General features: G+C 52.4%; 10 protein-coding genes. 7 read left to right on the forward strand and 3 right to left on the reverse strand.

Translation table 11 applies throughout. From position 1 onward, the window contains the following. Positions 1-164: 164 nt before the first annotated feature. Both CWC22_RS16450 and CWC22_RS16455 read left to right on the forward strand, forming a co-directional pair. Positions 165-2357, forward strand: a complete 2193-nt coding sequence (locus tag CWC22_RS16450) for a TonB-dependent receptor (RefSeq protein ID WP_138538701.1) — start codon at positions 165-167, stop codon at positions 2355-2357. A gap of 229 nt (positions 2358-2586) precedes the next feature. After that, the gene (locus CWC22_RS16455; RefSeq protein ID WP_138538700.1) at positions 2587-3006 is read left to right on the forward strand and encodes a hypothetical protein; all 420 of its coding nucleotides are present in this window, start codon (positions 2587-2589) and stop codon (positions 3004-3006) included. 252 nt (positions 3007-3258) lie between these two features. Here CWC22_RS16455 and CWC22_RS16460 read toward each other — a convergent pair whose 3' ends face one another. Together CWC22_RS16460 and CWC22_RS16465 are read right to left on the reverse strand one after the other, a co-directional pair. Next, positions 3259-4590, reverse strand: a complete 1332-nt coding sequence (locus CWC22_RS16460; RefSeq protein ID WP_138538699.1) for a sensor histidine kinase — start codon at positions 4588-4590, stop codon at positions 3259-3261. 9 nt (positions 4591-4599) lie between these two features. Continuing rightward, positions 4600-6000: a sigma-54-dependent transcriptional regulator gene (locus tag CWC22_RS16465; protein WP_125560851.1), complete on the reverse strand. Its 1401-nt coding sequence runs from the start codon at positions 5998-6000 to the stop codon at positions 4600-4602. A gap of 233 nt (positions 6001-6233) precedes the next feature. On the opposite strand from CWC22_RS16465, the gene CWC22_RS16470 reads away from it, so the two are divergent. The 3 genes from CWC22_RS16470 to CWC22_RS16480 are packed head-to-tail and all read left to right on the forward strand — an operon-like array spanning position 6234 to position 10649. Beyond that, positions 6234-7481, forward strand: a complete 1248-nt coding sequence (locus tag CWC22_RS16470) for an efflux RND transporter periplasmic adaptor subunit (RefSeq protein WP_138538698.1) — start codon at positions 6234-6236, stop codon at positions 7479-7481. Between the two features lie 33 nt (positions 7482-7514). After that, positions 7515-8207: an ABC transporter ATP-binding protein gene (locus CWC22_RS16475; protein ID WP_138538697.1), complete on the forward strand. Its 693-nt coding sequence runs from the start codon at positions 7515-7517 to the stop codon at positions 8205-8207. Between the two features lie 30 nt (positions 8208-8237). Next, positions 8238-10649, forward strand: a complete 2412-nt coding sequence (locus tag CWC22_RS16480; protein WP_138538696.1) for an ABC transporter permease — start codon at positions 8238-8240, stop codon at positions 10647-10649. 60 nt (positions 10650-10709) lie between these two features. On the opposite strand, the gene CWC22_RS16485 is transcribed toward CWC22_RS16480, so the two are convergent. Beyond that, complete coding sequence (locus tag CWC22_RS16485) at positions 10710-12341, reverse strand: MBL fold metallo-hydrolase (protein WP_138538695.1); 1632 nt, start codon at positions 12339-12341, stop codon at positions 10710-10712. Between the two features lie 374 nt (positions 12342-12715). On the opposite strand from CWC22_RS16485, the gene CWC22_RS16490 reads away from it, so the two are divergent. Both CWC22_RS16490 and CWC22_RS16495 read left to right on the forward strand, forming a co-directional pair. Then, positions 12716-12928, forward strand: a complete 213-nt coding sequence (locus tag CWC22_RS16490; RefSeq protein WP_138538694.1) for a hypothetical protein — start codon at positions 12716-12718, stop codon at positions 12926-12928. Between the two features lie 9 nt (positions 12929-12937). Next, on the forward strand, positions 12938-15016 hold the full coding sequence (locus CWC22_RS16495) for a winged helix-turn-helix domain-containing protein (RefSeq protein WP_138538693.1): 2079 nt from the start codon (positions 12938-12940) through the stop codon (positions 15014-15016). Positions 15017-15102: the final 86 nt, after the last annotated feature.

The raw sequence follows: 15102 nt of genomic DNA on the forward strand, positions 1-15102 counted from the left end.
TTCTATCGTTTACCTGCAATGACTGACATGCAATATTAACCATGTCGCATACTTATCTGCGGTGTTCACCCTCCATCAAATTATCTCTTCTGCTAATGCTTCACGGGCGAACCTGACATCCTGAGCTACACTGACTAAATACACGTTTAATATTATGATTCTAAATGCGAACAACCTATCCACAGAAGGTTTACCACTGGCTTTTATTACTGTGCATATGGCTGTTCACTGCCAGCATACGGGCTGCTGAAGAGACTGAGTTATTTGAAATGAGCCTGGATGAGCTGCTCAACGTGACGCTCAGTGGCTCTGCGGTACGCGATCTGAACCTGCAAACTACCCCCATCAGCGCTAATCCATTTAACCTGAATGCACTTGAGCTGCCGTTCAGCATAGATGTGATTGAGCGCAAAACCATGCGCGCACGCGGTCTGACTTCAGTCACCAGTGCAGTCGAAAATTTGGTGGGCGTTATCTCGGGCGAGTCACCCGCGGAGCCTTCCAGCTTCGCTATGCGAGGCTTTATTCGCGATTCCGTCTCTGTGGTACGGGATGGGATTAAACTGGGCCCGGCGTCCATGACGATGCGGCCACACAACACCTTTAACCTGCAACAAATAGAAGTTATCAAAGGGCCCGCCGCACTGCAATTTGGCCAAGGCACCGCGTCAGGAGTGATCAACATGATCACCCGTAAACCTCAGCTTGATGCCCCTGTTAGTACAGAAGTTTTTGTCTCTCAATCTAGGTTTGATACGCGAGAATGGGGCGTCGGCCTTCATCTGCCGGTCAGCTCAAACAGCGCCGCCCGGCTGGATGTGAATAAAGCACAGTCAGACGGCTGGGTCGACAACACCCCGTCGCATTCTCTGAATGCAACTTCATCCATACTGTGGCAGGCCAGCCCAAAGCTAAGCTGGCTGCTGAGTTTTGATTACCTCGAAGATGATCTCCCCGCATACTGGGGCACGCCTTTGGTACCAGCGCATGCTGCCTTAGACCCTATTGCGGGCATAGTCACCACCGCCAATGACCAGGTGCTGGATAACCGGACCCGCTACCTCAACTATAATGTCGCAGATAGCCGCTCGGATTCAGAACACCTATGGTCTCGCCTGCGCACAGACTGGCAGCCCAGTGATACACTGTCACTGAGCAATACGCTGTTTCACTTTAAGGCCGATCGCGCCTGGCAAAATGCAGAAAGCTATGTCTTCAACCCGGCCACCGAATTGATTGAGCGGGACCGTTTTTTTGTGTTTCACGATCACACCTTTTATGGCAATCAATTCGCAGGCGTATACCGCTACCAGCTTGGTACTATGGCACATCAGCTGGCCTTTGGTGCAGAGTTTAAAGTCACCGACTTTAGCCGCGAAAGAGGATTTCCCGACGGAGACAGCGTGTCGTTACTCACGCCAATGGCCGGTCAGTTCGGCGTTTTGGACAAACACAGCAGTCCGACCGATATCCGGCAATGGGCCCTGTACCTTAACAATACCTTGTCAGTCACTGAGCACTGGCGTCTGTTTGGCGGGCTGCGTCGCGACCACATTCGGCTGGTCCGGGACAACTACGATGTCTCAGGCAACTTTCTTGCCGATGAGAGCTTTGCACGCACCTTCACCCCACTTGCCTATCAGTTAGGCTCAACCTATCAGTTTAGCGACGCACTCAGTGTATACGCCCACTGGAGCACCGGACATGATCCGGTGGGATCTAATATTTATCTGGTCAATGCCAACGAAAACTTTGATTTCACAGATATTCGCCAATACGAAGTCGGCATCAAAACCTTACTCAATGCCTGGCAGAGCGAGCTCACTCTGGCCTGGTACGATATTACGCGGCGTAATATTCTGCTGCTGACATCACATGATACGGTCGGTAATTCGGGCACCCATGTTGCATACGGGCTGGAGCTGGCGATCACCAGTCAGCCAGCCAAACATGTGCGCCTGGGTGGCAATATCGCCTACACCAACGCCAGCTACCAGTCCTTTGTCGACCCGGACTTTGGTGTCAATGCCAGCGGTCATACCCCGCCCAATGTGCCTGAGATTGTGGCCAATGCCTGGTTCAGCTGGGATAAAATTGGCGGGTGGCCACTGGAAATAGGCGCCGGTATACGCCATGTCAGCGATCGCTATGGTAACTTCCAAAATTCAGTTACCTTTACTCGCTATGAGACAGTCACCCTATTTGCAGCCTACCAATTTGAACATGCCCGGTTGAATCTCAATGTGCGCAACCTGCTTAATGAAGTGTATGTCCCCTGGGCAGACATTTTTTACCCGACGCAGGCGGCCATTGCCGCTCCGAGAACCATTGAACTCAGCCTGCATATTAATTTCTAAACCGCAACAACTGCCATTCTATCTATCATCCGCCCCCGGTCGGGGAGGCGTCTGCACCGCACGCCATTGCTAAGATGACACTGTCGCTGCCGAACTAAACCACAATCAAAATCGGCTGTGGATATTATACCAATTTCACTTAATACCTGTTCAATTTGAAGGAGTTAACAGAACACTTCATTAAGCAAATTGGTATTACTCGAATAGCAATAAGCAAAAGGAAAACAACATGAAATCACTCAAAGCAATCAGCATTGTACTCGCCAGTGTAATGGCTTACTCGGCCCCTGCCAGCGCCTACTGGACGCAAATTTTGGTCTGCCCCAAAAAGAAGGTGACGACCACTAAAGTCAAGTATCACTGCACCCACAGCGGTACACTGTACAGTACAGGCAACAATGTAGATTATCTTAATACAAGCTACCAGGAAATCGTCGAAGACACGACCTGTAGACAGCAAAGGCCTATCAACCACCACTATGAGAACGGCAAGGTCTATGCAGGCTACCTTTACCTCTCTAAAATCGTTGATCTCAGTTACACTGAAGTGATTTGGGTCGACGACCCGGCAGGCTGTTACCTCAAGGATGTCTGGGTTGATGACATGGATAAAGAGTGTATCCGCAATAACAATTGCCCGGGTGACTAATGATTGAAACGGTTAGCGTTTGCACGCATCGTCAAGTGGCATAGTCCTGCGACTTTTACCCTATACGCCTACTCTGGGTGTGAATACTTGGCCTGACTTGCGCTCAGCCATCATGCTGCGACACGATGAATCAGAGGTACCTTGCCCGGTACGGTGTCTTATTGGCCCCCTACGGTACCCGAGATTATGACCCCGGTCATGGTTGCCTGCCATGGCCTTCAAACTAAAGCCAGCTAGCCTGGCTTTTTTCCTTTAGCCAAATACACAGCGAAAGCAGGCCCCCTGTGGTTTTTGCAAATAGATCAGGTCGCCGCCATGGCTGACCATGATCTGCCGAGACAGACTCAGGCCAATGCCCGATCCCTGCTGTTTAGTCGTGAAGAAAGGCACAAACATCATCTCAACGACATGCGCTTCAACGCCCGGCCCATTATCGCAGATCTCCACATACACCTGCTGTGCCTCATTTTGTGCCAGCGTCAGCTGAATTACTGGGTTGTCGATTTGCTGAGTGCCGCCTTGCTGCACCTGCTCAATGGCCTGAACCGCATTGGTGAACAGGTTTATCAACACCTGTTCGATCTGTCCGGGATCCAGCATCACCAGCAGCTTGGTTAACACGCTCAGCTCACACTGGATCCCTGCCGCACTGAGTTGGTTTTTGTGCAAGGCTACTAACCGCTCCAGCAAAGGCGCCAGGGAGGTGGGACTCAGACTCGGGCGTGGTAAACTGCTGATCGCCCTGAAGCGGGTAATAAACGCTCCCAGATGCTCAGTGCGCGCAGCCAATGTATTCAATGCCAGGATCAAATCGTCTTTGTCGTCTTCATCATCAAAACACAGTGCATCGGGCAACAGTCCCCGGCAAGACTGAGCAATCGAGGACAAAGGGGTGATGGAGTTCGCTACTTCATGGGTCAATACCCGGGTCAGGCGCTTATAGGCCTGTTGCTCTTTGCTGTTCAGGGCAGTATGAATAGAGGTCAGGGTGATCACCTTGCGGATCTGACCCTGAATTTGTGCGACGCTGATCTGTACTGACAAAGTATCCTGCTGCTCACCACGCTGCCAGGGGGCACTGGTTTTTAACTGGGTATCACAACTTTGAATTAACGCGCCAATCTGGTCCAGCTCAGTCACGCTGCTGACCGGCTTACCCAGCAGACGTGCCACCGCCGGGTTGGACTCAATCACCTTGCCTTCACTGTCACACACCAGCACTGCCAGCTCAATGTGCAGCAACAAAGCCTGAAAAAACTGAGCCTGTTGCTCAGCTTTGAACCGCGCTGCCTGCATAGTATGGCGGATCTCGTCATACTCCTGGTGCAGCGGATGACTGGGACTGAGTCGCAAAGAACTGTCGCCATTCACCAGCGCCCGGATCACCGCCGTGCTTTGTCTTTGCTGCCGGGCAAACAAGGTAAATATCGCACCACAGCACACCACGATCAGCAACAATACAAGCAACCAGCTGGCACTGAGCCCACTGTGCAGATATTGTCCGGTTGCCAAGCTTATCAGCACACACAAAAGGCCCAGCTGTAACCCCAGTAACCAGCGGGGGTGACGTTTCAGATAGGACATGGTTACTCCCTACAGCCCATATTTTTCCAGTCGCCGATACATAGCACCGCGCGTCAACCCCAGCGCTTTGGCAGCGTGACTCACATTACCCTGATAATGCTTAAGCGCAGCACGAATGGCCCGCTGTTCCAGCACCTCCAGATCGAACGTGTCGTAACTCCCACTACTGTCTTGTACAGCCTCCAATGAGGTCGCGGTCGCGCCAATCACAGACGTCACATCCAGCGTATCGCCATCCGATAAAATCACAGCCCGCTCAATCGCATGGGCAAGCTCGCGAACGTTACCGGGCCAGCCATATCCGCACAGCGCGGCCATATCTTGCTCGGTGATCTGCAATATACGTTTGTACCTGTGTGCAAAGTGCGCCAGATAATAATTCACCAGTAAGGGAATATCCTCGCTGCGCTCCCTCAGCGGAGGCAAGCGGATTTCGACCGTATTGATACGATACAATAGATCCTGTCTGAAGCGTCCTTCATTGACCGCCTGTTGCAGGTTGTCGTTCGTCGCACAGATCAGGCGGATATTCACATCAAGCGGTTTAGTGCCACCCACAGGGGTGATGCAACGATTCTGTAGCGCCGCCAGCAAGGTGGCCTGATGATTTAAGGGCAAATTCCCCAGCTCATCAAGGAACAACGACCCGCCACTGGCCAGCTCAAACCGGCCTATTTTATCGGTTTTGGCATCAGTAAAAGCGCCTTTTTTGTGGCCAAACAGTTCGCTTTCAAACAGCGCATCAGAAATGGCGCCCATATCCAGGCTGATCATGGGCTGTGCAGCACGCAGACTGGCGCGGTGAATGGCGTGAGCGGCCAGCTCTTTGCCTGTGCCGCTTTCACCGGTGATCAGAATATTGGCATCAGACTGAGCCGCTTTGTCTATGGTCGCAAACACCTGTTGCATAGCCGCACTTTGGCCCAGAAAGTCAAAGGCCGGGCCCGTTGATGACTCACTGAGCGCCTGATTCAGTCCTTGTGTCTGGCGAGTCAGCTTGCCCAACTGCTGCTTGTCTTTGGCGTGGGCAAACGCCGCCGCAACCGCCCCCAGTAACTGCTCGTTTTGCCAGGGCTTAGCAATAAAATCTGCCGCGCCGGCCTTAATGGCATCTACCGCCAGCTGAATGTCACCATAGGCCGTCATCAGCAAGACCACAATGCTGGGGTCCTGCGTAATGATTTTCTTCAGCCAGTAAAAGCCTTCCTGACCACTGATGGCATCACGATTAAAGTTCATATCCAGCAGGATCACTTCAATGTTGTGGGCTTTAACCAGCTGTTCAATATCAAACGGATTGTCGGTGGTTTTGACCACCTGATAGTGTTGTTTGAGCAGCAACCTCGCCGCGATCAGAATATCCGGGTTGTCGTCCACTACCAAAATGGCCCCGGGTTGTTTTGCGCTCACGATCTGTCCCTAACTTATTTTTATTGGCTTACTAGCTTAGCGTATTGCACGAGTATGTGTCCATTTATGGGCACTTGCGTGATACCGACTGTTCTATTAGCGGACACCTGCGCCAGAGCAAAAAGCCAAATAAGACGATAGTCCTTTGTATTTATTATACTTTCAAGGTTGGCACGCGGTTTGATTACTTTAGTTCATACACCCGAACCGCATCAGACAGCAGGAGCTGCACTATGGATAAAAAGATAGAACGCTCAGGACTCAACAAGCACCTTAAGACGGGCGTCACGGTTAGCTTAATACTAGCAACCGCCCTTGCCTATGCCTTTACACAATCGAGCAGCACCGGACGCAGCCAAAATGTGCCACTAAACAGCCTGACCATCAGTACCGTAAAGCAGGGCCAGTTTGTTGATGCCCTGAGTCTGCGTGGTCAGGTGGTGCCAAAAACCACCATTTACCTCGACACCGTCGCTGGCGGCCGGGTTGAAGAGCGTCTGGTTGAACAAGGTGAGTATGTTGAACAAGGTCAGCCACTGGTGCGCCTGAGCAATACGAATCTTCAACTGGATGTCATGAGCCGTGAAGCGCAAGTCACCGAGCAACTTAACTTTCTGCGTAACACGCAAATGAACATGGAAACCAGCCGCCTGAACCTGCGCCGCGACCTGCTGGAGATTGAACTGCAGATCAACCACCTGCAAAGGCGCTACACACAATCGGCGCGACTGGCTAAAAAAGGCTTGCTGGCCCAGGACAAGCTGGATGAAATCAAAGATGATTTGGCCTACTACAAAGCCCGTAAGGAACTGACCCTGGATCGCCAAAAACAGGAAAACACCATCCGTGAAGTCCAGGTTGAACAGCTCGAAGACAGTGCTGAGATGCTGCAAAAGAACCTGCAATTTGCCCGTCACAACCTCGATAACCTGCTGATCAAAGCACCAGTGTCTGGCTATCTGAGCGAGCTGGACGTTGAAATTGGCGAGTCCAAAGAGCGTGGCGCACGCCTGGGTCAAATAGACATACCGAATGAATACAAGCTCACGGTCCGGCTGGATGAGTTTTATCTTAACCAGGTACACAGCGGCATGGCAGTACACGTCTCATTAGGCACCGAGCAAGTCACTGCGCACGTCAGCAAAATCGACAGCCGAGTCACTAATGCGCAATTTCAGGTAGAAGTAGCGCTGCCAGCCGGGCTAGATGGCATAAAACGCGGCCAGAACCTGGATGTGGCCCTGATGCTGGGCGACAGCAAAAACAATGCCCTGCTGGTCAAACGCGGGGCGTTTTATACCAGCAGCGGTGGCAACTGGGTTTATGTGGTAGCGGGCGACACCGCGATCCGTAAAAACATCGTGCTGGGCAAGAAAAACCGTGACTACTTTGAAGTATTAGACGGACTGGCACCGGGCGATCAGGTGATCACCTCCAGCTACAGCCACTTTGATAAAGCACAGACATTACAACTGAACTAAAACCAGAATAACAACAGCCTGAAGGAATTGAAGATGATTAAACTGACAAACTTAAGCCGCGTGTTTCGCACTGAAGACGTCGAAACTATCGCGCTGAACGAAATTGACCTACAGGTTAATGAAGGCGAGTTTCTGGCCATTATGGGCCCCTCGGGCTGCGGTAAATCAACCCTGCTGTCTATTCTAGGCATGCTCGACTCGCCCACCTCAGGCGCGTTTGAATTCGCTGGCACCGACATTGCCGGATACAGCGAAAAACGCCTGGCTGAACTGCGCAAATCGTCTATCGGCTTCGTGTTTCAGAGTTTTAACCTGATTGATGAACTGACCGTATTCGAAAACGTGGAGCTACCCCTGCAATATCAGAACATCTCTAAAGCACAACGAAAACAGCGGGTTGAAGCCATTTTAAAGCGCGTGGCTATTGACCACCGCGCCGATCACCTGCCCCAGCAATTGTCAGGCGGTCAGCAGCAACGGGTGGCCGTTGCCCGAGCGCTCGTGATCACCCCTAAGCTGATCCTGGCGGATGAGCCTACCGGTAACCTGGATTCCAGAAATGGCGAAGAAGTCATGGCTATGCTGCGCGAACTCAACCGCGAAGGCACCACTGTGATTGTGGTTACCCACTCGGAAAAAGAAGGGGCTTATGCCGATCGCCTGGTGCGGCTGCTCGACGGCCAGGTCATGCTGGACAAAGCCAACAGCGTTTCCCCTGCCGCTTAACGCGCCGGCACTAAAAAGGACGTATCTGTTATGATTGTGAATTACTTTAAAACCACACTCAGGGCGATTAAAAAAGACACCCGCCACTTTGCCCTTAATCTGGCCGGTTTTAGTATTGGTCTGGCAGCCGCCATTATGGTAGCGCTGTTTGCAGCCTATGAGCTGTCTTTTGACAAACAACACCCCCATGCTGAGCGTGTTTACCGGGTGCATACCGATTACCGTGCCTGGGGTCTGCAACTGATCGCAGCCTCCGACTCGCAACAGGCCCTGAATATGCAAAACCATGCACAGGTTGAAGACATCATGATGCTGGTGTCCACCGACAACCTGGCCTACTCAGCCGAGCCGATGGCGCTGGACGTCAGTGTGGCGGGCGAGCAGGTACGCCTGAGCAAGGTCTATCTGGCCTCGGCCAATTTGCCGGAGTTTATCAATATGACGGTGCTGCATGGTGACCTGAACAGTGCCCTAAGCCGTCCGGGTTTGCTGGCCATTAGCAGGGCACAAGCGCTGCGTTTGTTTGGCAGCGTGAATGCCGTGGGCAAAACCCTGTCATATACACAGGGTCAGTACGAAGTAGCCGCAGTATTTGACGATCTGCCGGACAACACCCATTTTGTATTCGAAACCTTAACGGCACTGCCCAAGGCCACCAAAATGCCCTTCATTGGCTATGTCTATATGCGCCTGGCTGAAGGCACAGATGCTGGGCTTATCGCCAAGCAGATGACAGAGGCCATGCGCGAGCAGTCGACCGGCCGCCGCAAGCTCAGGGCCATAGAATTAAGCCGTCTGTCAGAGTTGCACTTTCACAGCAGTGGCCCGTTTGAGATGAAACAAGGCGGCTCTCGTCTGGTCATGCAAGTCTGTATTGCGTTAACTATTTTGCTGCTGGTGATTGCCAGTGTGAACTTCATCAACCTGAACATTGCCGGTGCCGCAAAACGTGCCAAAGAAGTGGGTGTGCGCAAAGCATTGGGGGCCAGTAAGCCGCAACTGATCACCCAGTTTTTGACGGAGTCTTTGTTTATCGTGATGGTGGCTGCGCTGATTGCACTGGCATTAGTGGAAATGGTGATCCCCTATGCCAACCAGCTGCTTGAGCGCAGCCTGTCATTGAGCTTCTCGCCCTTATTTTTAGTCGCGGTGATGGGTGTTGTGGTGCTGATAGGGGTGATCTCGGGGCTCTACCCGGCGCTGTTTATTGCCTCGTTCAGTGCCAAGCGGGTGCTCAGTGGTGATCTGCAACGCGGTAAAACAGCCATCTGGGTACGCAAGCTGACACTGGGACTGCAAGGGGCCCTATCGGTGGCGCTGATTGTTGCCGCTGCCGTGGTTTACAAACAAATGGCGCTGATCAACGACCTGCCGGTTGGCTATGCAAAAAACGACCGACTGATCATTAAAAACCTGCCCGCAGAAGCGCTATATCAGGAAGCAGAACCTCGGGTACTGAGAACCCTCAGAGCGCTGCGAGGCGTCGCGCAGGTCACTCAGTCAGATACCCTGCTGACCAATGATATGACTTCTGAACTGTTTTTGGTATTTCCAAACGGAGAGCGTCTGCAAGGCACACAGCCGACTATCGCCACTGGCTTCCACGCCGTTGAAACACTGGGCCTGGAGCTGGTAGCAGGTCGGGATTTCTTGCCTCAGTTTGCCAGCGACTGGATCCAAACCAACGATGACAATATCCGATCTTTCTCTGTGCTGCTCTCACAGAGTCTGGCAAAGCAGGCCGGCTACGATGAACCCAGCGTGCTGCTGGGCCAGACCCTCAGCTCACACGCAGGTACAGCCCGCGCCACGGTGGTTGGCATTGTCAAAGACATTAAAATTGGCTCAGCACGTCAGCAGCAACTCCCGGTGTTACTGACTGCGGGAGACATTAATGTAGCAATTGGTACTCTGGTGCTCAAGCTGCAACCGGGAGCAAACAAAGCGCAAGTGATGCGCCAGGCCGAACAGCTCATTCGCGACGAGCTGGCGATGCCTGAGGTCGAGATCAGCCTGATTGAAGACGACTATCAGCGTGCCCACATCAACGAGTTCAGAATGCAGCAACTGGTACTGCTGTTCAGTACGCTGTCGATTGTGCTGACCTGTATGGGGATTTTGGGGCTGGCGTCGTTTGCAACCATTCGCCGCCAAAAAGAAGTGGCAGTGCGCAAAGTACTAGGCGCATCACGGCTCAGCATAGTGACCATTTTATCTAAGGAGTTCATCACCATAGTCGGCATAGGGGGGTTACTGGCCATACCGCTAAGCTACTGGGTAATGAGTACTTGGCTGAATAACTTTAACGAACGCATTGAACAGGCAGCCTGGGTGTATGCCGCCGCCACACTGGCCGTGCTGGCCATCACCTGGCTGACCGTTGCCTGTCTGGCCTTTAAAGCGGCTAGCACCCGTCCTTCGCTGATACTGCGTTATGAGTAACAGCCACCGTTAGCCACGACCAGGCGGCACACAGTCCTACTGCTGTGTGCCGCTTTTTTCTTATTTACCCCCAAATAAGCGCTGTAACAGCACTGCGCGCTCAGTGCGCGGTATCGCCATGGCCCGGTCGATATCTGTCTGAGTCAGCACCCTGCCATGATGCGAAGACACATACTGCGAAACGTCAATCCCCTGCTTGTTGAGCGTGTCCACCAGCGTATCCAATCTATGGTAAGTATCTAGGTCTGGCCAGCGAGCTGGTGAGTGCAGCGCCTGTTCGAAACTGCTGCCGAACATGTCCTCTGTCAGTAAAATATGTGAGTCAGGCAGGTAGACAATCAGGTTATGTGCCGCATGGCTGTTGGGCACATCCAACAAACGGATTTTACCAGCAGCCAGCGTGTAGGAGGCAGGGATAGGCTCGATGTTGACACGTGGGCCCAGCTCAGCTTCAACCGCCGCTTTGTCGGCCGGATGGACGAGCAAGGTGGTGTTCTCAGCCTGAGTATCCGCTAAGCCTCTCAGATGATCGGTATGATGGTGTGTCACAATGTGATACTTCACAGGCTTATCAAGTGAGGTGCTGTCTCTTAATTTGCTCAGTGCTTTCGCCCATGCGCCGGCCTGCGCGTTCATCTGCCAGGTACCTGCCGAGATCAGATAATCACCGGCATCAACAAATAAGGTATAACCCCAATCCTGACCAACAAAATACACGCCAGCTGCCAGCTCACGTATTGTCAGCCCGGCAACATCAAACGGCTTTACCTTTGGCGCGCGTTGATAAGCAGCTGGAATTTGAAATGACGCTTCGCCGGGCTGCCCAACGTTAAGCGTGCGCGCCCGACTGTGATAAAGCGGACCCTGTGCGGTACTGACCAGCACCTGAGACGCCCACAGAATCCCCTGGGTTTTGCGGTGATTTATAAAGTCATAAAACCGTTTTTTACCTTGCAGCTCAGTCATCACCCGGCTCAATGCGCCACTGTCCTGGTTCAGATAAAGTATATGCGTGGTCTGCGGATCATCATCCAGTGGCACAGTCATCACATCATGGGGGATACCTGCGATATAAGCCTTATCAAGCCACCGGCTGGTTTGTTTGAGCCTTGCCAGTTTACGCACGATCAGGGTATCCAGCATGGCGTCAAAGCCCAGCGTAGCATTCTCAAAGGAGATACGCGGGCTCGGTTGATACCGCTGCAAAGCATGATCAATGCTGGTACCCTTACCCGCGTTAAACAAGCGATGAGTCACTTCAGGTGTATCACTGCCATGACTGCCCACCCGGCGAGTGTTAGCCTGCTTAAACACCATACGTTGCGAGGCAAAATCAATGTGATACTCGCTTTGCAACTCACTCATATAAGTCACCATCGGGCCCTGCAAGGCATGACCGCTCAACCACTGTGAATAATGGTAGAAGGATTCATTGACCGACAAACCCGGCACAGTCAGTAAGCGTTCACCTCCGTAAGCCTCAACCGTACGTTCAATGATCTGTACCTCGCACGTTTGTGCATGAGAAAGCGGACAAACGCCCAGAGTGGCCAGCGCGCAACACAACACCAACATAGATGGGCGTCTCGATATCAGCAACATCCCGAAAAACAGAGTACTCAGCCACTGAGAAACGTGTTTAAAACCGTGTCCGGAAAAACAGATAAAGCGTTTGTTATTATCAAAATACATAGGATTAGCGCTCTTTTATTATTGTCTGAGCGCCATTGGATGCCATGGCGCAGCACAACACCACAAAGCCACCCTAATGAAAAGCTGATGAATTGCTGAGGGACAAGAAATTACCGGGTTAACACGCAGAAAATAAATCTAATACATTGAATAGGATAGATAAGTTTTAATGTATTCCAAACCGCTCACCCTGCGCTATTCCGTGCTCTTTACTCTGCCGCCACGCGCCCCTGCTCCGTCACCACATGCGCTTTTCTCATCCATCCCGTGCCCCTTCCGCCGTCATCCCGTGCTTGACACGGGATCTACTCACCGGCAACTCATAAGTTAGCGATGCAAAAACACATGACTTTCACATTACATACGCTGCAATTGTGCATATTTTGCATGCTACCCGGCTCGGAGGCCGGGATAACAAGGGCCGCTGGTCTGGCGCAACTCAGCAAGGTGATTTCACTCAGGCAACAAAACCTCATATCCCTGCCTGCAGCAAAACAATGTCTCAAGTAACAGATCTGCATCCGCTGTTGCACACCTCGACAGACATCACATTGCGCCGTACACTCAATGCCGGATTCAGGCAGTAGCGGATTACAATGACACAGACAAGATTCTTTATTAACGCATATGAAATCGACCTCTCCCGCAGTGTCGTGATCCTCAATGAGCAGCACACCCATGTAGAGCCAAAGGTGTTGCAGGTTCTGCTATTGCTGGCACAGCGCCAGCGCGAACACGGCAAGCAAGTTGTTACCCATCAGGAGATTATGACGCACGTCTGGCAGGGCGTTGAAGTCGTGCCCAATGCCCTGCAACGCTGTATTGCCATTTTGCGTAAAGTACTGGGAGACGATGCCAAAAATCCCACCATTATCGCTACCCACCCAAAGATAGGATACCGCCTGCTGGTCCCGGTACGCTGGCCAGAAGCTGCAGAGACTGAAACCCAAAAACCTTACCTGAAGCTAGTTATAACATTAGTAAGCACACTCTTACTGAGCACCTTGGTATACCTCAACTGGCCCAACAAGCCACTGCCGGCATACACTCGCCTCACTCCGGTGACCCACACTGATGCTCATGAATCTCATGCCCTATTCAGCCCGAATGGCCAGCATGTGATTTTTAACCGCTATGCGGGCAGCTGTAGTAGCCATTTGTGGGCAAGGCACCTCGATAGTGGTAAAGAGTTTCAGCTCAGTAATACACCCGGCCAATTTGGCGCGCCCAGTTTCACCCCAGATGGCAGAGAGCTGGTGTTTGCAGCCAAAGCCGACTGTGATCAAGACATTGTCACCGACAAAACGCACACATGCTGGGCGCTGGCCACGCTGGATTTCGCCCAGGCACTTGCTAAACCCCAAGCCATTGAGCCACGTTACCTGTGCAGCTCAGGCCAGCCCCACACACCTAAAGCGCTACCCAATCATGCTTATGCCTTCTTACAACACAGCCCAGACCAAACCCGGCTGCTTCAATACAACGACTTAACTAAGACTGTCAGCCCCTTATATTCCGCCACAGATGACTACCTGTATCACTTTGACTATCACGCGCCCAGCCAGCGTTTTGCGTTGTTTAGCCGGGATAAGCAGCGCAACCACAGATTGACGCTCCTGGATAAAAACGCGCAAATACTTCACAACAGCCCGATAACCCTGCTTCCCAATATGGACCCCAATGCCCTGCTCGCCGGCCATTTTTCTGCCGACGGTCGTACCCTGTTGCTTATCAGTCATGGTCAGTTATATAGCCTGGAACTAAACGGTGAATTGAACCTGCTACCGACTCCGGCTACCAATCTGGTATCCGCAGATCAGCACCCGGACAGTCATACTCTGGTTGCGGTGACTGGCAGAAAAGACATTGATATCGTAAAGCTGGCGCTCAATCACGGTGATCTGGCTGTGACCACACAAGCCCCCGATCTGAACACCCGCTCTCTGCCCTACCCGAGCTTGTCACGCACCCAGGTCCAGGAGCGGCAGCCGCAGTATTCACCGGACGGTCAGCATATTGCGTTCATATCCAATCGCAACGGAGTGGATCAGCTCTGGGTTTGGCAGAATGACCAGGTCATTGCACTCAGCGATGCCAGCTTCCCCCATCCTGTCCATGGGTTTGTCTGGTCGCCCGATTCAACTCAGTTGCTCTGGGCGCAAGGCGGAAAACTGTACCGCGCTGGTTTATCTGGCCAGCAGCACAGCCTGAGCACAAGATTGCCCATTCATTCTGTACAAGCCTGGCATCAATCGGGGCAAGTGCTGGTGCTGATAAACGACCCCATGCCCGGTGGTTTATATCGTTATGACTTAACAAGTAACCAGCTGACTAAACTGGGGATTAACGGCGTACAGCGCGCATGGCAGGTGGATGAGCAGGTGTACTACAGTGATGCTCAGAGCAGGGTAAAGCGCTTTATGCCGGGTGAAGATCCCGCTGACGCCATAACGCTCCCATCCCTGTACGGGCGTGCTATGGTCATAAAAGGCGAGCATATCTACAGCGTCGACCAGACAAACCTGACGCTGAACCGGTACGACTTAGACGGAAACTTGCTCAATACGCTGCGTTCCCTGAAACCTACTGCCTGGAAGATCAGCGATGTGCACGGGGAGCAACTGCTACTGGAGCAGTTTATCGGTATCGATCAGGAGCTGGTGTTGATTAACTAAAAGCAACAGCTCCCTTCTGTGTCATCCCGTGCTTGACACGGGATCTACTAAAAAGCCCACTTAGTTTATCAGTGAGAGACACCGCC

This window comes from Pseudoalteromonas rubra, from assembly GCF_005886805.2.
Taxonomy (GTDB): Bacteria; Pseudomonadota; Gammaproteobacteria; order Enterobacterales; family Alteromonadaceae; genus Pseudoalteromonas; species Pseudoalteromonas rubra_D.

Excerpts from the sequence above, each read along its gene's own strand:
- CWC22_RS16485 (WP_138538695.1), bottom strand. The coding sequence starts at position 12,341 with ATGTATTTTGATAATAACAAACGCTTTATCTGTTTTTCCGGACACGGT.
- CWC22_RS16475 (WP_138538697.1), top strand. The coding sequence starts at position 7,515 with ATGATTAAACTGACAAACTTAAGCCGCGTGTTTCGCACTGAAGACGTC.
- CWC22_RS16495 (WP_138538693.1), top strand. The coding sequence starts at position 12,938 with ATGACACAGACAAGATTCTTTATTAACGCATATGAAATCGACCTCTCC.
- CWC22_RS16480 (WP_138538696.1), top strand. The coding sequence starts at position 8,238 with ATGATTGTGAATTACTTTAAAACCACACTCAGGGCGATTAAAAAAGAC.
- CWC22_RS16460 (WP_138538699.1), bottom strand. The coding sequence starts at position 4,590 with ATGTCCTATCTGAAACGTCACCCCCGCTGGTTACTGGGGTTACAGCTG.
- CWC22_RS16470 (WP_138538698.1), top strand. The coding sequence starts at position 6,234 with ATGGATAAAAAGATAGAACGCTCAGGACTCAACAAGCACCTTAAGACG.
- CWC22_RS16450 (WP_138538701.1), top strand. The coding sequence starts at position 165 with ATGCGAACAACCTATCCACAGAAGGTTTACCACTGGCTTTTATTACTG.
- CWC22_RS16455 (WP_138538700.1), top strand. The coding sequence starts at position 2,587 with ATGAAATCACTCAAAGCAATCAGCATTGTACTCGCCAGTGTAATGGCT.